This window comes from Proteus columbae (genome assembly GCF_002777965.1).
GTDB lineage: Bacteria > Pseudomonadota > Gammaproteobacteria > Enterobacterales > Enterobacteriaceae > Proteus > Proteus columbae.
On sequence record NZ_NGVR01000017.1, the window covers coordinates 1 to 22,437 of the forward strand.

At 39.8% G+C, this 22,437-nt stretch carries 20 protein-coding genes; 7 read left to right on the forward strand and 13 right to left on the reverse strand.

Annotated elements, in window-relative coordinates; all coding sequences use genetic code 11:
• Positions 1-201: 201 nt before the first annotated feature.
• Positions 202-768, reverse strand: a complete 567-nt coding sequence (gene gmhB / locus CBE70_RS06735) for a D-glycero-beta-D-manno-heptose 1,7-bisphosphate 7-phosphatase (RefSeq protein WP_100158738.1) — start codon at positions 766-768, stop codon at positions 202-204.
• A 192-nt stretch (positions 769-960) separates the two neighbouring features.
• Between gmhB and metN the strand changes: the two genes are divergently transcribed.
• From metN to proS, 6 genes are all read left to right on the forward strand, one after another.
• Complete coding sequence (gene metN, locus CBE70_RS06740; RefSeq protein ID WP_100158739.1) at positions 961-1,992, forward strand: methionine ABC transporter ATP-binding protein MetN; 1,032 nt, start codon at positions 961-963, stop codon at positions 1,990-1,992.
• Positions 1,985-2,638, forward strand: coding sequence for a methionine ABC transporter permease MetI (locus CBE70_RS06745; RefSeq protein WP_023582692.1), 654 nt, complete (start codon positions 1,985-1,987; stop codon positions 2,636-2,638). Before metN ends, CBE70_RS06745 begins: the two co-directional genes overlap by 8 nt.
• Before the next feature lie 66 nt (positions 2,639-2,704).
• Entirely contained in the window at positions 2,705-3,520 is an 816-nt protein-coding gene (locus CBE70_RS06750; RefSeq protein ID WP_100158740.1) for a MetQ/NlpA family lipoprotein, read from the forward strand.
• Between the two features lie 130 nt (positions 3,521-3,650).
• The gene (rcsF, locus tag CBE70_RS06755; RefSeq protein WP_100158741.1) at positions 3,651-4,061 is read left to right on the forward strand and encodes an Rcs stress response system protein RcsF; all 411 of its coding nucleotides are present in this window, start codon (positions 3,651-3,653) and stop codon (positions 4,059-4,061) included.
• Positions 4,058-4,765, forward strand: a complete 708-nt coding sequence (gene tsaA, locus CBE70_RS06760; RefSeq protein ID WP_100158742.1) for a tRNA (N6-threonylcarbamoyladenosine(37)-N6)-methyltransferase TrmO — start codon at positions 4,058-4,060, stop codon at positions 4,763-4,765. The genes rcsF and tsaA overlap by 4 nt, the downstream gene beginning before the upstream one ends.
• 479 nt (positions 4,766-5,244) lie before the next feature.
• Complete coding sequence (proS, locus tag CBE70_RS06765) at positions 5,245-6,960, forward strand: proline--tRNA ligase (protein ID WP_100158743.1); 1,716 nt, start codon at positions 5,245-5,247, stop codon at positions 6,958-6,960.
• 90 nt (positions 6,961-7,050) lie between these two features.
• Here the strand turns inward: proS and nlpE are convergent, their stop codons facing one another.
• Positions 7,051-7,731, reverse strand: a complete 681-nt coding sequence (gene nlpE / locus CBE70_RS06770; protein WP_100158744.1) for an envelope stress response activation lipoprotein NlpE — start codon at positions 7,729-7,731, stop codon at positions 7,051-7,053.
• Positions 7,732-7,993: 262 nt separating this feature from the next.
• On the opposite strand from nlpE, the gene CBE70_RS06775 reads away from it, so the two are divergent.
• Complete coding sequence (locus CBE70_RS06775; protein WP_100158745.1) at positions 7,994-8,254, forward strand: Rho-binding antiterminator; 261 nt, start codon at positions 7,994-7,996, stop codon at positions 8,252-8,254.
• A 33-nt stretch (positions 8,255-8,287) separates the two neighbouring features.
• Here the strand turns inward: CBE70_RS06775 and tilS are convergent, their stop codons facing one another.
• From tilS to bamA, 11 genes are all read right to left on the reverse strand, one after another.
• A complete protein-coding gene (gene tilS, locus CBE70_RS06780; RefSeq protein WP_100158746.1) occupies positions 8,288-9,619 on the reverse strand; it encodes a tRNA lysidine(34) synthetase TilS in 1,332 nt (443 codons plus the stop codon).
• Between the two features lie 171 nt (positions 9,620-9,790).
• On the reverse strand, positions 9,791-10,534 hold the full coding sequence (locus CBE70_RS06785) for an SDR family NAD(P)-dependent oxidoreductase (RefSeq protein WP_100158747.1): 744 nt from the start codon (positions 10,532-10,534) through the stop codon (positions 9,791-9,793).
• Between the two features lie 238 nt (positions 10,535-10,772).
• Positions 10,773-11,732, reverse strand: a complete 960-nt coding sequence (accA, locus tag CBE70_RS06790; RefSeq protein ID WP_100158748.1) for an acetyl-CoA carboxylase carboxyl transferase subunit alpha — start codon at positions 11,730-11,732, stop codon at positions 10,773-10,775.
• Positions 11,733-11,744: 12 nt separating this feature from the next.
• Positions 11,745-15,227, reverse strand: a complete 3,483-nt coding sequence (gene dnaE / locus CBE70_RS06795; protein ID WP_100158749.1) for a DNA polymerase III subunit alpha — start codon at positions 15,225-15,227, stop codon at positions 11,745-11,747.
• Positions 15,228-15,248: 21 nt separating this feature from the next.
• The gene (gene rnhB, locus CBE70_RS06800) at positions 15,249-15,839 is read right to left on the reverse strand and encodes a ribonuclease HII (RefSeq protein WP_006535883.1); all 591 of its coding nucleotides are present in this window, start codon (positions 15,837-15,839) and stop codon (positions 15,249-15,251) included.
• The gene (gene lpxB / locus CBE70_RS06805; RefSeq protein WP_100158750.1) at positions 15,839-17,011 is read right to left on the reverse strand and encodes a lipid-A-disaccharide synthase; all 1,173 of its coding nucleotides are present in this window, start codon (positions 17,009-17,011) and stop codon (positions 15,839-15,841) included. The genes rnhB and lpxB overlap by 1 nt, the downstream gene beginning before the upstream one ends.
• 7 nt (positions 17,012-17,018) lie before the next feature.
• Positions 17,019-17,822 (reverse strand): acyl-ACP--UDP-N-acetylglucosamine O-acyltransferase, encoded by an 804-nt coding sequence (gene lpxA / locus CBE70_RS06810; protein WP_088494703.1) that lies wholly within the window; start codon positions 17,820-17,822, stop codon positions 17,019-17,021.
• A 3-nt stretch (positions 17,823-17,825) separates the two neighbouring features.
• The gene (fabZ, locus tag CBE70_RS06815) at positions 17,826-18,278 is read right to left on the reverse strand and encodes a 3-hydroxyacyl-ACP dehydratase FabZ (RefSeq protein WP_006535887.1); all 453 of its coding nucleotides are present in this window, start codon (positions 18,276-18,278) and stop codon (positions 17,826-17,828) included.
• Positions 18,279-18,401: 123 nt separating this feature from the next.
• On the reverse strand, positions 18,402-19,430 hold the full coding sequence (gene lpxD / locus CBE70_RS06820; protein ID WP_100158751.1) for a UDP-3-O-(3-hydroxymyristoyl)glucosamine N-acyltransferase: 1,029 nt from the start codon (positions 19,428-19,430) through the stop codon (positions 18,402-18,404).
• Between the two features lie 3 nt (positions 19,431-19,433).
• The gene (locus CBE70_RS06825; RefSeq protein ID WP_036934019.1) at positions 19,434-19,931 is read right to left on the reverse strand and encodes an OmpH family outer membrane protein; all 498 of its coding nucleotides are present in this window, start codon (positions 19,929-19,931) and stop codon (positions 19,434-19,436) included.
• A 92-nt stretch (positions 19,932-20,023) separates the two neighbouring features.
• On the reverse strand, positions 20,024-22,429 hold the full coding sequence (gene bamA, locus CBE70_RS06830; RefSeq protein ID WP_100158752.1) for an outer membrane protein assembly factor BamA: 2,406 nt from the start codon (positions 22,427-22,429) through the stop codon (positions 20,024-20,026).
• Between the last annotated feature and the right edge of the window lie 8 nt (positions 22,430-22,437).

Genomic DNA, 22,437 nt, shown 5'->3' on the forward strand with positions numbered 1-22,437 from the left:
CGAGGAGGTGCATTCTACATCTTCCTCATTCAGTGTCAAGCGTTTATTTTCAAGGCTTTTCACTTTTTTTCTTCGTTCTCTCAGTCAGTTCGCTTAGCGCCCTGTGCCGTGACAACGAGGACGCATTATAGGGAGTTTTCTGAGGCTGGCAATAGTTTTTTTAAAAAAAATGTTCGTTTGTTGGTAAATTAAACGAAGTGCCTATTTTTTGTGGCTTTTTAGCCATTTTGGCAATTCTGCAAGGCTATCGAGAACAAAATCTGCACACTGTTGTGCCTCTTCTGTTATCTCTTTTCCTGTGCGAACAAGAATTTTATGACCCACTCCCGCAGTTTTTGCTGCCAACATATCTTCTTTTTTATCGCCAACCATATAAGAAGAAGCCATATCGATGTTTAATTGTGCTTTTGCATCCATAAACATACCTGAAGCTGGTTTGCGACAATCACATTCTTTCTTATATTCTTCTACAGTGGCATCAGGATGATGAGGACAATAATAGATACCATCTAAATCAACACCTCTGTCTGCCAAAGACCAATCCATCCACTCTGTTAGATGTAAAAATTGATCTTCACTATAGTAGCCACGGCCAATGCCCGATTGATTAGTCACTAGGACCAAGGCATATCCCATCGCTTTTAATTCAGCCATTGCCTCAATCACGCCATCGATAAATTCAAAGTTATCAATTTCAGACACATAACCATGGTCTATATTAATAGTTCCATCGCGATCTAAAAAAATCGCAGAAATCCCCTTGCTCACAGCATTACTCCATTTAGATATTTTTATTAGTATCGCATGTTTTTTCTTATATAGAGAATGATATCCACGGCTTTCTTTCTTTATTACTCTTCAACTCTTTTTTATTGACTTAGCCGTCTAGACGCCTTAACATCTATTTTAACTCGGGCAGAATAGTCTTTATGTCCCATATCTACTTATATAAAGAAAAACATGATTAAACTGACGAATATAAACAAAGTGTTTAAGCAGGGAGAGCGTTCCATACAAGCGCTATCAAACATTAACCTGCATGTGCCACAAGGGCAGATTTTTGGTGTTATCGGATCGTCAGGAGCGGGTAAAAGTACACTTATACGTTGTGTGAATATGTTAGAAAAACCAACTTCGGGTGAAGTACTTGTTGATGGTCGTGATCTAACTAAGTTATCTGATAAAGAATTAACAAAAGCACGTCGCGGCATTGGTATGATTTTCCAACATTTCAACTTACTGTCTTCTCGTACAGTGTTTGATAATGTGGCACTACCATTAGAACTTGATAGCACACCTCGTACTGAAATTAATAAGCGTGTTAATGAATTACTTGAATTAGTTGGTTTGTCAGATAAGAAAGAGTATTACCCAGCAAACTTATCTGGTGGACAAAAACAACGTGTTGCAATTGCACGCGCATTAGCAAATTCACCAAACGTTTTATTGTGTGATGAAGCAACTAGTGCACTTGATCCAGCAACAACACGTTCTATTTTAGAATTACTAAAAGATATTAACCGTCGTTTAGGCCTCACCATTTTATTAATCACTCACGAAATGGACGTTGTAAAACGCATTTGTGATCAAGTTGCAGTAATAAGTGGTGGTGAATTAGTTGAAAGTGATGCAGTGAGTGAAGTTTTCTCTCATCCAAAAACACCTGTTTCTCAGGCTTTTATCCAATCAACACTACAATTGGATATTCCTGAAGATTACAAAGAACGTATGAAACCAGAGTGGGAGGAAGGTTTATTCCCATTATTGAAACTTGAATTTAACGGTCAATCCGTTGATGCACCATTAATGTCCATCGTTGCTCGTCGTTTTGATGCAGATATTAATATCTTAAGTTCACAAATGGACTATGCCGGCGGTGTGAAGTTTGGCGTGATGTTAGCTGAGCTACACGGTAAGAATGGTAATACTGAAAAGTCGATTGCGTTTTTAGAAGAGCATCATGTGAAAGTAGAGGTTCTCGGTTATGTCTGAAGGAATGGTTTATTTATTAATTAGTGGGATCTGGGAAACCTTAGTCATGACCTTCGTTTCAGGCTTCTTTGGTTTTGTTATCGGGCTGCCACTTGGTGTTTTACTTTATGTCACACGTCCTGAACAGATTATGGCAAATCCACCTGCTTATCGTGTTATTTCAGCACTTGTGAATATTTTTAGGGCTATCCCTTTTATTATCTTACTTGTATGGATGATCCCTTTTACTCGCTTGGTTGTAGGAACATCTATTGGCTTGCAAGCAGCCATCGTGCCATTAACTGTTGCCGCAGCACCTTTTATTGCTCGTATGGTCGAAAATACATTATTGGAAATCCCACAAGGATTAATTGAAGCATCTCGTTCTATGGGTGCAACACCAATGCAAATTATTAAGAAAATTTTATTACCAGAATCTTTACCAGGCTTGATTAACGCTGCAACCATTACACTAATTACATTAGTAGGTTACTCCGCAATGGGTGGTGCTGTTGGTGCAGGTGGTTTAGGTCAAATTGGCTATCAATATGGTTACGTTGGCTATAATGCAACAGTAATGAATATTGTGATTGTTCTACTCGTTATTCTTGTTTTTATCATTCAGTTTTTCGGCGATCGCTTAGTGAAGCTGACAACACATAAATAATTAGATTGAAGGTTTCAATTATTAAATCGAAACCTTTTAATTAACGGATCAAATAAGGGTAAATGTATGTCATTGAAATTTAAATCGCTCGCAGTCGTAAGTGCTTTAGTAGGCGCATTAGCATTAGCTGGTTGTGGTGAAAAAGAAAAAGATCCAAACCATATTCGTGTTGGTGTTATTTCTGGCTCTGAGCAACAAGTTGCAGAAGTAGCAAAACAAGTTGCTAAAGATAAATATGGTCTTGATGTAGAACTCGTTACTTTCAATGACTTCGTAATGCCTAATGAATCATTAAGTCGTGGTGATATCGATCTTAATGCATTCCAACACAAACCTTATTTGGATCAGCAAATTAAAGATCGTAATTTCAAGATTACTGCGGTAGGAAATACCTTTATTTACCCTATCGCGGGTTACTCTAAAAAAATTACTGATTTAGCTGATTTACCTGAGGGCGCTCAAGTGGCTATCCCTAACGATCCAACTAACTTAGGTCGTTCACTGCTGTTATTAGAAAAAGTAGGATTAATTAAATTAAAAGACGGTGTAGGCTTATTACCAACTTCTTTAGATATTATTGAAAATCCTAAAAATCTAAAATTAGTAGAATTAGAAGCACCTCAATTACCACGTTCATTAGATGATCAAAAAATCTATTTGGCGGTAATCAATACCACTTATGCAAGCCAAGTAAACTTAACACCAGCAAAAGACGGTATTTTTGTTGAAGATAAAGACTCTCCATATGTAAATATCATTGTTGCACGCGAAGATAATAAAGACAGTGAAAATGTGAAGAAATTTATTCAAGCTTACCAAACTGATGAAGTGGATAGTGCTGCAAATAAAATCTTTAACGGCGGTGCTGTAAAAGGCTGGTAATACGTTAAAATTTAACTTAATTATAAAAAAGGCGGACATTTGTTCGCCTTTCTCTTTTTTACTTGACTAATTTGCATTAAATTAGTGCCGTTTAATTTTTGTATAGACAATAATAAAGAGGATATTACCCATGCACATGCGCTTGCTACTTATTGGCATCATGGCGCTGTTTATGACAGGCTGTTCAATGCAAAAATCATCTGATGTTGATCAGTCTAAATTTACGGATATGCGTTTAAATAAACCAGGACAGCCCCAAAAACCCAAATCACAAACACTGCCTTCAGTGAAAATAGTTGAAAAAACAGAAGATCTACTTGGCGCGCCTTTTAAAGATCTTGGTATCGTTGCAGGTGAGTCTTGTCGTCAAACATTACAAGATCCACCAGCCAGTTTACCTATTGCTAAAAAAAGAATGGCAACAAAAGCAGCTTACAAAAATGCGAATGCCGTTTTGTTGCATGAATGCCAGATTGTCACAGGCTTAGGTTGCTATCAATCCGCTATTTGTGAAGGCACAGCTCTACTCATTACAAAATGAACACCTACCAAATGAATCCTATAGGGTATATTTCGAGCCCTTATAAAGAAAAATTTGCCGTTCCACGCCAACCTGGATTAATCCAGGATGGCGGCGGTCAACTTATTCTACATACACCTTATAATCACCCAGATGCGGTTCGAGGCTTAGAGCAATTTAGTCACCTTTGGTTAATCTTTGTTTTTCATCAAACAGCACAACAAGGTTGGCATCCTCTCGTTCGCCCTCCAAGATTAGGCGGAAACGCCAAAATTGGTGTATTTGCAACTCGCTCAACCTTTCGCCCTAACCCAATTGGTATGTCATTGGTTGAACTGAAAAAAGTAAATACAGCGAATCAGTCTGTTATTTTAGAACTAGGTAGCCTTGATTTAGTGGATGGCACTCCTATTCTTGATATCAAACCTTATTTACCGTTTGCAGAATCTCGCCCAAATGCGATTGCAGGATTTGCACAAGAAGCTCCCAACAACGAAATGCCTGTTTTCTTTTCATCGGTTGCATCAGAGCAACTGCAACACTATGCCAATGAGTACCCTCATCTTTCACGTTTTATTACCCAAGTATTACAGCAAGATCCTCGTCCTGCTTATAAAAAGGGAGAACAAAGTGATAGAATTTATGCGGTACACTTACTCGAATTTAATGTTCGCTGGCAAGTCAATGGACAACAGACACTTGTTCTTAGTGTAGAACCGCGGTAACTTGCTATTATCTTCATTGATATTGCTATCATGAATAATCTAATCTGAGAGTCATTCTCATGTCTTTAGACAAATCAGATTGAAAAAAATGTTCTGCCCCTTTTGGCAGACCTAAGTCACTGGTAGACTAGAGCGTGTTGACCTTTGATGTTCGATTTTTATTCGAATTAAAAGCATTTTAAGCAAGGCGAGAGGCTCGCCGCCTAGTGAACTAGGCTAGCGCCTCTCAACGCAGAATAAAATGAGTGAAACGTCTTTTAATCGAACCCGTAGGGCTGTCTTTATTTTTAAGTGGTCATTGTTAATGTCTATCAATGCCCAAACCCAAAATAGTTGAACATGTTGCTTGTTTTATAAATTTCTTTTGCTGTAAAAATAAGCAGCAAAGATCAACACGCTCTAAAGTCTTTCTCTAATTATATTGATGTAGACTGGCGTGACAGTCAGCCTAAGTATTTTTGTTCTAATGGAACCTAATAATGCGTACTAGCCACTATTTGCTCTCTACTTTAAAAGAGACACCTGCTGATGCAGAAATTGTCAGCCATCAACTTATGCTTCGCGCAGGCATGATCCGTAAACTCGCTTCTGGTCTTTATGATTGGATGCCGACAGGGGTTCGTGTTCTAAGAAAAATTGAAAAAATTGTTCGTGAAGAAATGGACAACGCAGGATCACTTGAGATTTCAATGCCTGTTGTTCAACCCGCTGACTTATGGCTAGAAAGTGGTCGTTGGGAACAGTATGGCCCTGAATTACTGCGTTTTTCAGACAGAGGCGAGCGCCCATTCGTTTTAGGCCCAACTCATGAAGAAGTGGTAACTGATATTGTTCGTAATGAAATTACTTCTTATAAACAACTTCCACTGAACTTATATCAAATTCAAACTAAATTCCGCGACGAAGTACGCCCTCGTTTTGGTGTTATGCGTTCTCGTGAATTTATCATGAAAGATGCTTACTCTTTCCATATCTCTCAAGAGTCTTTGCAAGAGACTTACGACAGAATGTACGAAGCTTACAGCAAAATTTTCTCACGTATTGGTTTAGATTTCCGTCCAGTACTTGCAGATACAGGCTCTATCGGTGGTAATGCCTCTCATGAGTTCCAAGTTTTAGCAGACAGTGGTGAAGATGATATTGTCTTCTCTACTGGCTCAGACTATGCAGCCAATATCGAATTAGCAGAAGCAGTAATGCCTGCAACTTCACGAGCTGCTGCAACTGAAGAATTACGTTTAGTGGATACACCAAACGCTAAAACAATTGCTGAATTAGTTGAACAATTTAATCTACCAATTGAAAAAACAGTTAAGACACTGATTGTTCATGGTACAAAAGAAAGTGGTCACCCATTAGTTGCATTATTAGTCCGTGGCGATCACGAACTTAATGAAGTTAAAGCAGAAAAATGCGCTATCGTTGCAGCACCTTTAACTTTCGCTACTGAAGCTGAAATTCGCCAAGCTGTAAATGCAGGCCCAGGCTCATTAGGTCCAGTTAATCTACCACTGCCAGTTATTATGGATCGTTCTGTCTCTGTAATGAGTGATTTCGGTGCTGGTGCAAACGTTGATGGTAAACACTATTTTGGTATCAACTGGGAGCGTGACCTGCCTGTTGCTGAAATTGCGGACATCCGCAATGTTGTTGAAGGCGATCCAAGCCCAGACGGTAAAGGCACGTTACTAATCAAACGTGGTATTGAAGTTGGTCATATCTTCCAACTTGGCACAAAATATTCAGAAGCATTAAAAGCAACCGTACAAAACGAAGAAGGTCATAACCAAATCGTTACTATGGGCTGTTATGGTATCGGTGTAACGCGTATTGTTGCTGCCGCTATTGAACAAAATCATGATGCTCGCGGTATTATTTGGCCAGATGCGATTGCACCGTTCCAAGTTGCTATTTTACCAATGAATATGCATCGTTCTTATCGTGTTAAAGAAGTCGCTGACAAACTTTATGACGAATTACGTGCTCAAGGTATTGATGTTCTGTTTGATGATCGTAAAGAACGTCCGGGTGTCATGTTTGCTGATATGGAACTTATCGGTATTCCACACACGATAGTGATTGGTGATCGTAACTTAGACAACAATCAAATCGAATATAAAGCACGTCGTAGTGATGATAAATCACTGGTCAATGTTGATGATGTTGTTGCCTTTATCAAAGAGCAACTCGCTTAATTATCAAGCCCCTTTGAGAAAATGGATTGATCGATAAATAAAAACCCGCATCAGCGGGTTTTTATTTGGAAAGAAATAATAACTAAAAACTTAGCTTCTGCCACCACGATGGTTTCCACAAGAGCCATGGCGATTAAAACGAGGCTTCTCATCTGTAACCACTAAGGCTCGGTCATATTTACCATCTTCCATTGAAGGACGAATACTGTAATAACCATTAACCTCGAGGTAAACTGGTGTTCCACCATCAACACCTGTTGAGAAATAGCCTTTTTCCAATTCAATACCACTGGCTGCGTAAACACGCCCTGATTGGCAATCTTTAAACGTACCTGCATCGGCAAAATAGGTAAATTCACCTGCAAGCTGCTTAGGCTGAACCTTAGCTAAAGTATAATTTAGTTCTGAATTAATAACGTTGCCATCAATATCAAGCATGACTAATTTATCTTCACGAGGTAAATAATAGCTCTTCTCACCATAGCTATTAGTCAATGCCAGCTTATCTTTACCTAATACCCATGTTCCTGATTCAAAGAAACTACGTTTATCATCAGGTGAACCTTGATAGCTTTGCTCCATAATATAAGAGCCATCTTGATTAACAAGAATTGTCGTGTCGATTCCAGAGCAATCGGCACAAGGCAGAATACTGTTATAAGTTTGGTCTACAATTTTTCCATCAAGTGATAAGCCAATATTATTTTGGCAACCTGACAGTACAAATAACCCTGCAGCAACGGCTGCAAATAAAAATTTTTTCCCCATCATCGGCTCCCTACATTCTGGGTACTTTTTAATAAATCATTCTCTATATGATTCTAACATTTTTTAAAATAAAAGGGGGCTATAAAACAAGCTTTAAGATAAATGCACCCATAATTGTTAATTATTTCTCAAATTACTTCGAATAAAGAACTATTTCAGAAAATTATTATAATAACTATTGTGCTCACATCGAATAACAGCATAATGATTTTATTCTGAATTATTCACTGGCGGCAACACCGCCACGAAAGAGTGGTGAGGGAATATGTCAACAAATACAGAATATCAACCAATTAACTGTGATGATTATGAGTATCTGGAGTTAGCATGCCAGCGTGGTTTAGCGCTCCATATTGAACTGCATGATGGTGGGCTTATTGAAGGTGTTGCGGATGACCTTTTCTTAAGCAAGAAAGTTGAATACCTAAAAGTCAAAACGTCTGAAGGCTCTAAAGATTTACGACTGGATGTTATTGCCAGTTTTTCTAATCCCGAACTTGGGACAATCATTATAAAATCGGAATAACCGAATAAAGAACAACCGCCAACCGGCGGTTGTTCATTCATAAGCCTTTCGCCACTCAATAGTAATAGCGTGTTCTGATGTTGCTTTTCCCTCAAAAGTAACAAATGTGTCAATAGCTGCAATTAACGTATCATTATAATAAATCAAAGGGATCCGGGTTCTACGCCAAGGTGCAACTTCAAGCTCTTGCCAAATCTTTTTACTATGTCGAGCATGTTCTCGCCCTACAATACGCAAAGATGCTTGTGTTAAACCAAAACGTACTGTGACTTTTTCATCACTTGAAGGCTTTCTGACGGTGTTTTTTCCTGTTTCAGCTACGAGTGATAAAACCCCTAATCCATTAGGTAAACATAAAGGCTCATTGAGCGACCACTCAATAATGTGATCAACTGGCTCTTTAATGATTGGAACTAGATAAAGACGCTGTTTATAGCGTCTGACTTCATCTTGATAAAATTGTAACCGAGGCTCTGCATCTTCTTTTGCTAAAACAACTTCTTGCCATAATCGCAAGATTTGTTGTCTTGATGGCATGGTTTTATTATGTTTAGCAAACCAGCGCCTCAGTAAAGCATTGCGCTTTATAACACTACAATGGGCAAGTTGTTTAATATCTAAGCTGTACTCACTGTCCATTAAACCATTAAGTTCAGAATCTAATAGTTCGTCTAGTAGTGCTTCTTGTTCGCCACACAATGCAGCACTTCGAGTTACCGCTTGTGAAAAGTGAGGCCAACGTTGAGCAAGCAAGGGCATAACACGCAAGCGTAAAAAATTGCGATCATAACGATCATCTTGATTACTATCGTCTTCTATCCAATCAAGCCCTTGTTCAGTAGCATAAATTTCAATTTGTTTACGTGTAATATTGAGTAATGGTCGAAGTAAATAACTATTCTCGAACACCATTTTGACAGGCATTGAGGAAAGTCCAGCAGGACCACTGCCTCGCTTTAAAGCCAGTAAAAAAGTTTCAGCTTGATCATCTTGGTGTTGAGCAGTCACTAACACTTGTTGTGGCTGTAAATATTGACGAAAGGCTTGATAACGCGCCTCTCTTGCCCCATTTTCAAGACCGCCCTCTTTAGGATCTACATTCACTTTTTCACTGATAAAATCGACACACCATTGCTGACAACATTGTTTACAGTGGGCAAGCCAATTATCTGCTTTGATATTTAATCCATGATGAATATAGATAGCCGTTAATTCTAAAGGCAATTGGAATTCATCACGTAAACGTACAAGCCCTTGTAATAAAACTGTGGAATCTACGCCACCACTGAAACCCACCAAAATTTTAGTGTAAGGATCAATTTGTTGTTTGATTTCTTTAAGGAGTAAGCCGTATTCCTGGTTCATTGTATCGTCATTTATCAGTGAATTCAGGTGATTATGTTAAACTTTTCTACCCGATTTTGCACGAATACAAAGCATTCCTGCAATTAATAGCATACCCAAAGATCTTAAATAGTTCATAAAAAACCAAAGAAAGCAGAATAGTGGTTATTCTGCTTTATATTAAAAATAGCATTAAGCTGTAAAACCACCATCGACCAAATAAGAGGCTCCAGTGACAAACGAAGCTGCATCACTAGCCAAGAATGCCACAACATTAGCCACTTCTTCGGGCGTACCAAGACGACCAATCGGGTGTAATGTCGCTAACTTTTGCTTATCTAATTCACGCCTATCTAATAAAGGTGTATCAATATATCCCGGACAAACCGCATTAACACGAATACCTTTGTTTGCATAATCAATTGCAAGTGTTTGCGTCAGTAATTTAACACCACCTTTTGATGCACAATAGGCAGGAAACTCGTGTTGACCAACAAAGGAGCAAATAGAACTGCAATTAACAATTGCACCTGATAGTTGATTTTTGAGCCAATATTGAATTGCTACACGGTTAATCAGAAAAAGCCCATTAAGATTAACGTCTAATACCCCTTTCCATTTTTCATATTCTAATTTATCTGCGATGTTATCAGTTAAAACACCAGCATTAGCAAAGATAAAATCCAGTCGCCCATATTTATTTACTACATAATCAATAAGTTGTTCGTTCTCTTTTTCACTTTTTACATCCATTTGTATGAATTCACCCGAAAGCCCTTTTTCTTTTAGGTATTTTTCTGCTTTTTGCCCTCGTGCTAAATTACTACCAGTGATAACAACTGATGCACCTAAGGATAAAAACTTTTCCGCAGAAGCTAATCCAATCCCGCTATTACCGCCTGTAATTATCCCAACTTTACCATTAAACGATATCATCGCTTTTTCCTCATAATGAAGTAAATGACCCTATAAAATAATAGATAGGGTTGATTATTCTTTTAGTAAAAAAGTGAATTAATATTGTTTTTGAGAGCAACTTAACATATTGATATATAATATGTTATGGTTAATATAACCTTATTTTATTGTCTCAATAAGGATAGTTTTTAGAGACAAAAAAACCCCATGTTATCAACATGAGGTTTTCTTTTATTTTTTGAATAACATTACGCTATCAGCAGTAACCGTATTCCATTAAACGTTGGTAGCGACGGTTTGTTAGCTCTTCTGATTCAAATGCATCTAACTCGTCTAAATCAGCTTTGATTTGTGCTTTTAAAGACGCTGCAATTTCATCATGGTGACGATGTGCGCCACCTAAAGGCTCAGGAATAACCGTATCAATCAGCTTAAGCTCTTTTAAACGATTTGCAGTGATCCCCATAGCTTCAGCGGCTAATGGTGCTTTATCTGCGCTTTTCCAAAGGATAGATGCACAACCTTCTGGTGAAATAACAGAATAGGTGCTGTATTGCAGCATATTCACTTTATCACCAACACCAATAGCTAGTGCCCCACCAGAACCACCTTCGCCAATAACGGTACAGATGATTGGCACGCCAAAGCGTGACATTTCACGTAAGTTACGTGCAATCGCTTCTGATTGACCACGCTCTTCAGCACCAACACCAGGATAAGCACCCGGAGTATCAATAAAAGTGATAATAGGAAGATTAAAACGTTGCGCCATTTCCATTAAACGAAGCGCTTTGCGATAGCCTTCTGGCGCTGGCATACCAAAGTTACGGCGGATTTTCTCTTTCGTTTCACGCCCTTTTTGGTGCCCAATAACCATCACTGGACGACCATCTAAACGAGCGATACCACCAACAATGGCTTTATCATCAGCATAAGCACGGTCGCCTGCTAATTCTTGGAAGTCAGTAAAAATACGATGAATATAATCCAGTGTGTAAGGTCTTAATGGATGACGTGCAAGTTGTGCGACTTGCCATGCACCAAGATCAGAAAAAATCTTACGCGTTAGCTCTAGGCTTTTTTCTCTTAAGCGTGAAACTTCTTCATCGATATTAATATCAATTTTTTCATCATGTTGGCTAACTGCGGTTAGCGAATCAATTTTCGCTTCTAACTCGGCAATTGGCTGTTCAAAATCCAGAAAATTAAGACTCATAACATTCCTATTTTAGTCAAATTCTAATTCTACCTGCTCATTACCCAGCAGAGTTCGCAGATCCGTTAAAAGCATATCTGTTGGCGTTACACGCCAAGTTGCACCAAATCGTAAACGTGCACAGGCATCATGCTTTTCAAAATAAAGGTGAACCGGTATCGTGCCTGAACGATGTGGTTCTAAAACGCCGCGAAGACGATTTAATAATTGCTCATTAATTTGCCTGTCCGATAATGAGATAGCAAGTCCTCGTGCATATTTTTCACGGGCTTCGTTGATATCCATAAGTTCGCGGACTGTCATTTTAAGCCCACCATTGAAATCATCAAAGCTGACCTGCCCTGTAGCAATTAAAATCTTGTCTTGTTCTAATAAATGTTGGTATTTATCCAATGCATCAGAAAATAACATAATTTCTAAGCGACCAGAACGATCATCTAAGGTACAAACGCCGATCCGATTTCCACGTTTCGTTGTAAATACTTTAGAAGCAAGTACTAAGCCTGCTACCTTCACCATTTGACCACGAGGTGTCGGTACTAAATCTTTTAGACGTGTTCCTGCCGCATATCGTTCAATTTCTTTTAAATAACGTGTGATCGGATGACCTGTTAAATATAAACCTAATGTCTCGCGCTCACCTTCTAAAACGACTTGGTCTGGCCATTTAGGTATATTGGCATAAGAACGCTCAACTTGTTCAGGAGCTTCAGCTAACACACCGAACATGTCTGATTGCCCTATTGCTTCAGCCTTAGCATGTTGGTCGGCGGCTTTTAATGCATCTTCTAATGAAGACATCAGAGCAGCACGATGAGGCCCCAGCTTATCGAATGCGCCTGACATTATCAGTTTTTCCATCACTCGGCGATTCAATTTTTTTGTTTCTGTCCTAGCACAGAGATCAAAAATATCTTTAAAGTGACCACCTTGCTGACGCGCCTCTACAATCGCTTCAATTGGCCCTTCACCCACACCTTTAATGGCACCAATACCATAAACGATTTCGCCTTCATCATTTACGTGGAAATGATAAAGACCGCTATTAATATCAGGAGGAAGAACCTTTAAGCCCATTCTCCAACATTCATCAACCAATCCCACCACTTTTTCAGTGTTATCCATATCTGCCGTCATTACAGCAGCCATAAATTCAGCTGGATAGTGGGCTTTTAGCCACAATGTTTGATAAGAAACTAATGCATACGCTGCTGAGTGTGATTTGTTAAATCCATAACCGGCGAATTTCTCCACCAAGTCAAAGATCCTCATAGCAAGCTCACCATCGACGCCGTTTTTAATAGCACCCTCTTCAAAAACAGAGCGTTGCTTTGCCATTTCTTCAGGTTTTTTCTTACCCATTGCGCGTCGTAACATATCCGCGCCACCTAGCGTATATCCCGCAAGAACCTGTGCAATTTGCATAACTTGTTCTTGGTATAGGATAACACCATAAGTTGGTTCTAAAACGGGCTGTAAGCTTTCGTGTTGCCACTTAACATCAGGATATGAAATCTCTTCAACACCGTGTTTACGGTCAATAAAGTTATCTACCATGCCTGACTGCAATGGACCCGGACGAAATAGAGCAACAAGTGCAATCATATCTTCAAAACAGTCAGGACGTAGGCGTTTGATGAGATCTTTCATGCCACGAGATTCCAACTGGAATACCGCGGTCGTTTCTGAACGCTGTAACATGTCAAAACTGCGTTGATCCGTTAATGGGATCGCCGAAATATCAACAGGTTCGAGTGACTTTTTAGCACGTCGGGCATTAATCATCTCTAATGCCCAGTTAATGATGGTTAGTGTTCTTAAACCTAAGAAGTCGAATTTAACAAGACCTGCGTATTCAACGTCGTTCTTATCAAATTGTGTAACGGGGTTATTTCCCTCTGCATCACAATAAAGTGGCGCAAAATCAGTGATTTTCGTTGGTGAAATAACGACACCACCTGCGTGTTTACCCGCATTACGTGTCACCCCTTCTAATTTACGAGCCATATCAATAAGAGATTTAACCTCTTCGTCGGCTTCATAAATTTCTGGTAATTGAGGCTCGGCTGCAAACGCTTTTTCCAGCGTCATACCCGGATCAGGAGGAACGAGTTTTGAAATTCTATCAACAAAACCGTAAGGGTGTCCTAAAACACGGCCAACGTCGCGAATAACGGCTTTCGCCGCCATCGTACCAAATGTAATGATCTGAGATACTGCATCCCGACCATACATTTCAGCAACGTGATCGATAACTCTATCGCGTTTTTCCATACAGAAATCGACGTCAAAGTCAGGCATCGAGACACGTTCAGGGTTTAGAAAACGTTCGAAAAGCAAATCAAATTCAAGAGGATCAAGATCTGTGATTTTCAGTGAATAAGCCACTAGTGAACCGGCACCTGAACCTCGTCCCGGGCCAACAGGAACACCATTATCTTTAGACCACTGAATAAACTCCATCACGATAAGGAAGTAACCGGGGAATCCCATCTGGTTAATTACTTTTAATTCTATATCAAGACGCTCATCATATTCAGGGCGCCTTTTTTGTCGTTCTTCAGGATCTGGAAATAAAAAGGCTAAACGTTCTTCTAAACCTTCTTGTGATTTTTTAACAAGGAAATCTTCTGTACTCATATCCCCTGTTGGGAATTGTGGAAGGAAGTATTCCCCTAAACGGATCGTGACATTACAGCGTTTAGCGATTTCAACACTGTTTTCTAATGCTTCAGGTATATCAGCAAATAATTCACACATTTCTTCTTCTGTGCGCATATATTGCTGAGGGCTATAATTCTTGGGGCGTTTGGGATCAGATAACGTAAAACCATCATGAATTGCGACACGAATTTCATGTGCGTCAAAATCATCACTGTCGAGAAAACAGACATCATTGGTTGCAACGACAGGCAGACCTTTTTCTGAAGCCAGTGCGACTGCTTCATGAAGATAAGTTTCCTCATCCGCACGGCCTGTACGAATAAGTTCTAAATAATAACTATCGGGAAAATGAGTTTGATAATACTCAAGGCACTGATCAACTAAAGCGCGATTTCCACGAAGTAGAAACTTACCCACATCCCCCATTCTACCGCCAGAAAGCAACAAGAGCCCTTCTTTATAGGTTGTTAACCACTCTTGTTTAATTGTCGGTCCAACAGCACCATAACCGTGTTTATAAGCTTCTGAAATCAGTAAAGTGAGGTTTTGGTAGCCTACATTATTACGGGCAAGAATAGTAAGATGAGCATATTCATCACCTAATAATTCTGTTTCAAGGTAAACATCAGCACCAATGATAGGTTTAATGCCAGCACCATGTGCAGCACCATAAAATTTCACTAACCCACATAAGTTAGTGAAATCAGTAATCGCAAAAGCAGGCATTCCCAGCGAAGCCACTTTCTTCACAAGAGGCCCTGTTTTTGCCAATCCATCGATCATTGAATAATCGCTGTGTACCCTAAGATGGATAAAACGAGGATCTGCCATAGTGTTTAATTACTCTGTGGATTACTTTAAATTTAAAGCACGTTTTACAGGCGCAAAACTTTTTCGATGATAGGGTGTTGCCCCTAATAAGGCTAGTTTTTCCATATGGAAAACAGTTGGATACCCTTTATGTTTAGCAAAACCATAATCAGGGTAAAGCTTATCTAACTCTTCCATTTCTCTATCACGAGTCACTTTAGCAAGAATAGAAGCTGCACTAATTTCTTGAACTAAACTATCACCTTTTATAACCGCTTGAGAGGCCATTGGTAATTTAGGGCAGCGGTTACCATCAATTAAGACCATATCAGGTGTTATTGATAATCCCGCAACAGCACGTTCCATTGCTTTCATAGTTGCCCAAAGAATATTTAATTCATCAATTTCTTCAGGTTCGGCACGACCTATCGCCCAGCATAATGCTTTTTCTTTTATTTCGTCATAAAGCGCATTACGCTTTTTTTCTGTTAGCTTTTTGGAGTCTGTTAATCCTTCGATTGGATTTGCTGGATCAAGAATAACAGCAGCGGTAACCACTGCGCCCACTAATGGACCTCGACCAACTTCATCAACTCCAGCAATAAGATTTGCTTTTGGATATACAAATTCCATTATTTCTCTACCAATTCTAATACTGCATTTGCTGCTTGCTCATCCGCATTACAACGAATGGCACTATGTAGCTGTAAAAATATCTCTTTTAATTGCCGTACTTTTTCTTCATCGGTTAAAAGAGGTAAAAGTTGTTGTGCTAACGCTGAGGGTTCACACTCTTCTTGCAATAATTCTTTGATAATTTCTCGGCCAGCTAACAAATTAGGTAACGAGACATAAGCTGTTTTAACTAACCGTTTTGCTAACCAGAAAGTAAATGGTTTCATGCGATAGCCAACAACCATAGGGCATTTTGTTAGCATGCATTCTAATGCAGCTGTACCCGATGCTAACAATGTTGCATCGCTCGCTGTCATTGCTTCTCTTGCTTGCCCATCAAGAAGTTGTATTTCAAGTTCTGGAGCCACATTTTGATGTATCTGTTCAAATTGGGCTCGTCGCTTAGCATTAACTAATGGTACGACAATATGAAGGGCGGGGATCTGCTGTTTTAGTAACTGTGCTGTTTTTATAAAATCAGCACTTAGCATCTCAACTTCAGCATGACGACTACCGGGAAGAAGTGCTAAACAAGGAGTTTCTTCAGAGATCCCTAGATGTTCACGAGCAGCTTTTTTGTCTGGATTTAAAGCTATAGCATCAGCCATTGTATGACCAATAAAACGGCAAGGAACCTGATACTTATCATAAAACGCTTTTTCAAAAGGCAGAAAAGCTAAGACAAGATCTGTCGCTTTACCAATTTTGAAAACACGTTTTTGACGCCAAGCCCACACAGATGGACTGACATAGTGAATAGTTTTGATCCCTTTTTGCTTTAAACGACCTTCAAGAGTGATATTAAAATCAGGAGCGTCGATCCCCACGAAAACATCAGGTTTTAATTCTGAGAATCGTTGAGTTAGATCTTTTCTGATCTTTAATAAGCGAGGTAATCGTTCAAGAACTTCAACGATCCCCATAACGGCAAGCTCTTCCATCTCATACCAAGCTTCGCAACCTTCAGCTTGCATAAGAGGCCCAGCAACGCCGACAAAGCGAACATTGGGATGCATTTGTTTTAGAGCGCGGATTAATCCCGCGCCCAAGATATCACCGGACGTTTCACCAGCAACTAAGCCGATAACTAACGGACTCTGAGTAGTAGATAATTGGCCTGACAAGGTCATATCCTAATTAGCGAATGATACCGCGGTTAGATTTTGCTGAGTTTTCCAGAAAATCACTGAACAGTTTGACATGCGGATTATTATTATCAGCAACCAATTGTCCAATTTCTTCACGCGCTTCTTCCAGTGTTTTACCATTACGGTAAAGTACTTTGTAAGCATTACGAATTGCATGAAGATCTTCTTTAGCAAAACCTCTGCGCTTTAATCCTTCAATATTCAGCCCATAAGGAGTCGCGTGGTTTCCTTGTGCAATAACAAAAGGAGGAACATCTTGTGCCACGCCTGAACATCCACCGACCATCACATGAGAGCCAATTTGGCAAAACTGATGAACGGCGCTCATACCACCGATAATCACAAAATCACCTAAAGTGACGTGACCACCCAATGTGCCGTTATTTGCAATAATACAACGATCACCAATGATACAATCATGCGCGACGTGAGTATTAATCATCAGTAGATTATCGTTACCAATTTTTGTGATATTGCCACCTTGGGTTGTTCCACGGTGGATAGTCACACTTTCACGGATAAGGTTTCGATCACCAATAATGACTTGCGTTGGTTCACCACGATATTTCAGATCCTGATTAACTTCACCGATAGAAGTGAATTGATAAATCTGATTATCTCGGCCAATGCGTGTGTGCCCATTGATAACAACGTGAGATTTGATATCAGTACCTTCACCAATCTCAACATTAGCACCAATGACACAAAAAGGGCCAATGCGAACATTAGCACCGATTACCGCACCCTCTTCAATAATTGAGGAAGGGTGAATTACTGCGGATTTATCTATCATAGGCTAGACCTCACGGCGGCGAGCACACATCATTTCAGCTTCGCAAGCAATTTCCCCATCAACTTTAGCGACGCCTTTAAAGCGAGCAACACCACGACGTTCTTTAATGAATTCTACCTCTAGGATCATTTGATCCCCAGGTAAGACAGGACGTTTAAAGCGAGCACCGTCAATAGCAGCAAAATAGTAGAGTTCACCAGGTTCCAGCTTTCCTACGCTTTTGAATGCTAAAATACCCGTTGCCTGTGCCATGGCTTCGAGGATCAGTACGCCCGGGAAAATTGGTTTTCCTGGAAAGTGACCTTGAAAGAAAGGCTCATTAAAAGATACATTTTTTACTGCTCTTAGAAATTTCTTTTCTTCAAAATCAAGGACACGATCAACCAATAAGAATGGGTAACGGTGTGGAAGTAAATCTAAAATTTCTTCGATTTGCAGAGTATGATTCTCACTCATTGCAATACTCTTCCTGTCTAATAAAACTGAGTCTAATTAATAATGACACGACCTGCTGTGACTCAAAAAGTGAGTTAACCCGCAGGTCGCAAAATGGGTAACATTCGTCAATGACGTATATTGTTACTTGTCGCTACTTTCTACTTGACGTTCAAGCGACTTGAGCCTTTTTTGCATTTCATCAATTCGCAACACAAGTGCTGCGGTTTTACGCCATGCTTTATTCGATTGCAGCGGAATTCCTGAAGAATAAACACCCGGCTCAGTGATAGGACGCATTACCATTCCCATACCTGTTACCGTGACTTTATCACAGATTTCCATGTGACCATTGATAACACTTGCTCCACCAATCATACAATAGCGGCCTATTTTCAGGCTACCCGCCATGATGACACCACCAGCAACAGCGGTATTATCACCAATAATGACGTTATGTGCGATTTGGCACTGGTTATCAATGATAACACCATTACCGATAACTGTGTTATCTAATGCGCCTCGGTCGATTGTAGTACATGCACCGATTTCAACACGATCACCAATTACTACTGAACCTAATTGTGGAATTTTGATCCAATTACCACGTTCATTAGCATAACCAAAACCATCTGAACCAATCACAGTACCGGATTGAATCAAACAATCTTTACCAATGATAACTTCATGATAAATAGATACATTTGCCCATAAACGGCTATTGTCGCCGATATGTGCTTTTTTCCCCACAAAACAACCGGCACCAATCACAACATTATCACCCAAGATAACATCAGATTCGATAACGGCATTTGCACCCACTGATACATTTTTTCCTAACTTAGCGTCAGGAGAAATAACAGCACTTGGATGAATATCCTGTGCTGGCTGCGGTGTTGTATCCATAATCTGCGCCATTTGAGCATAGGCAAGATACGGGTTTTTCACCACAAGCGCGGCAACGGGACAAAATGGAAGATCAGCTTCTGTTAATACAACAGCAGCAGCCTGACATCCACTTAATTTTTCACGATAGCGACTATCGGAAAGAAATGTAATTTGTTCGCTATTTGCTAGGCTCATTGAAGCAAGACCGGCGATAGTGATATCACCATCGCCGTGTAACTGTGCATTCAACTGCTGAGCAAGATCAGCTAATCGAATTGAAAACATCTATTATTTAACCTGTTTTTGAACCTGAGCAGTAATATCTTTACCATCTGCGAAATAAGGTACAGTGTTAGCATCAAGGATCACATCATAGCCTTCTTTCTTCGCTACTGCATCAACAGCGTCTAATACACGTTTCATGATTTTGTTACGTTCTTCAGCTTGACGACGGCTAAAATCTTGCTCAAAAGCTTGTGCTTTTTGTGCATATGCTTCACGTTTAGCAACCAGATCTTTCTCTGTATTTGCACGTTGTGTTGCATTCATAGTTGGTGCATCTTTTTGATATTTCTCAACAGCTGTCTGTAATGCTTTACCTAAGTTCTGCAATTCAGTGTCACGTGATTTGAATTCATTTTCCAATTGTTTCTCTACCGCATCACGGTTAGGAATTTGTTGGAGAACTTGACCGATGTTCACAACACCTACTTTATCTGCGGCTTGAACACCTGCTGACATGGTCAATGCCATTCCTAGGGCAGCGGCACATAACAATTTTTTCACGATTAAACTCCTTAAAACCAAAAATAATTTTTTGTCAGAAATCGGATGCCTTTTTCAGCATTGTGAATCAGGCATCAACTTTACTTACATCGCTACCACGTTCTACCAATATTAAACTGGAATTGCTCTGATTTATCGCCTTCGTAATCTTTTATTGGCTTAGCATAAGAGAATACTAACGGACCTAAAGGAGATAACCATTGTAACGCAACACCAGTTGAAACACGTATATTACTTGCCTTACCAAAATCTGGCATTCCTGCGGTCCAATTAGAGTTAGTGCTACTCCAGTTGGTATCCCATACTGTACCTGCATCAACAAACAGAGATGTTCTAACTGATGATGAGTATTTATCATCCACAAATGGCGTTGGTGTAATCAACTCAAAACTTGCTACAGCCATGGCATTACCACCGATAGCATCGCTAGATGGCTCACCCGGTTTTGGTGTTACAGTACCGTCTGCATTTTTCTGCAAATAAATCGCTTTAGGACCGATATTATTTGAACGGAAACCACGAACGGTACCAGAACCACCGGCATAGAAGTTTTCATAGAATGGTAATTCTTTACCACCTAAACCATCACCGTAGCCTAAACGGCCTTTAAACAGAGTTACCCAAGATTCTTTTTCATTGATTGGGTAATACGCCATACCGTCCCAAGTCACTTTGTAGTACTTGTTGTCAGAGCCAGGTACAGTCACTCGTCCACTTAAGTTACTTCTCACACCTGATGTTGGGAAGAAACCTTTGTTTAAGTTATTAAATGTCCAACCCATACTGACAGTATAGTCATCAGCATTAAACGACTCACGTTTATCAAAGCCTGGATTTTCCCCCATACTTTCTAGGTAACGCCACATTGCAACCTGCGGTTCCATACGTGACAGGCCATTATGAGTATAGCCTAAGCCAAGACGAGCTGAGTTATATTCATTAATTGGGAAGCCTAATGTACCATCTACACCATAAGATTTATTGGTATAACCTGATAAATCAGCATCATTAGCGCGGAAATCATTATAGAAAACTCGACCGCCTAAACTTACACCATTAACAGTAAAATAAGGGTCAGTTACTGATAACTCGGCATAAGTTGAGTAGTCATTTTTACTCGCATTAATGGCAACAGCATTACCTGTACCTAACCAGTTATCTTGGGTAACACCGACTTGGAAACTTACACCACTTTCAGTACCGAAACCGACACCAAAGTTAAGAGAACCTGTGTTACGCTCTTTTACGCGATAGACGATATCAACCTGATCAGGAGAACCAGGAATACGCTGAGTTTCTGTTTCAACCGTTTCAAAATAACCTAAACGATTTAAACGCTCTTTACCTTGTTCAACTAAATCACTACCTAACCATGCACCTTCCATTTGACGCATTTCACGGCGTAAAACAGAGTCTTTAGTGATGTCATTACCCGCAAAACGTACTTGACGAACATAGAAGCGGTTTCCTGCATCTACGTTTACATGCAGTTTCACGGTTTTATTTTCATCATTAATTTCAGGGTTTGTCATAACGCGAGGATAAGCATATCCATAACGACCTAACAGATTTTTAATATCATTTTCTGTTTTAGTGACTTGCGCGCCATTATAAAGAGAGCCCGGTGCAATATCGATAAGCTCTTCAATTTGTTTAGTGTAGCCCGCCGTATTACCATTGACTTCAGTATTTTCTACTGTGTATTTATCACCTTCTTTCAGGTTAATGGTAATGTAAATTCCTTTTTTATCTGGCGTTAAACTGACATTCGTCGATTCAATATCAAAACGAGCATAACCACGATCAAGATAGAAGCTTCTTAATGTTTCTAAGTCACCCGCCAGTTTTTGCTTCTGATATTTTTCATCAGCCGCTAAGTTCCACCAAGGAACATCATCACGTAATTGGAAACGGTTAACGAGCTCAGCAGTAGAAAATGCTTTATTACCAACAATGTTGATTTGCTGAATAGTTGCTGAAACACCCTCTGCAAACACGAGTTTTAAGTCAACACGATTACGAGGAAGAGGAGTAACAACCACTTTTACAGTTGCATTATATTTACCAACACTATAATAGAAATCTTCAAGCCCTTTCTCGATATTCGCTAACATTGTACGGTCAAGTGTTTCACCGATACGAATGTTAGAAGCATCAAGGTTCTGTTTTAGCATCTCTTCCTTGATTGCTTTGTTACCAGAGAAAGTAATGCTGGCAATAGTTGGACGCTCTTTTACTTGAACAATCAGAGTATTTCCGTCACGCAGGACACGAACATCATCAAAGTTTCCTGTCGCAAATAATGAACGGATAGTTCGGCTGATATCATCATTACCGACCGAGTCTCCAACCCGGACAGGCATGTTCAGTAATGCTGCACCAACGGCGACGCGTTGAAGACCTTCAAATTGAATGTCCTGAACTACGAATCCGTCTGAACCGTATGCAGTGGCGCTGCCCAGCAGCAGCGACGCTATAAGCAACTTTTTCATCGCCATCGTTGTTT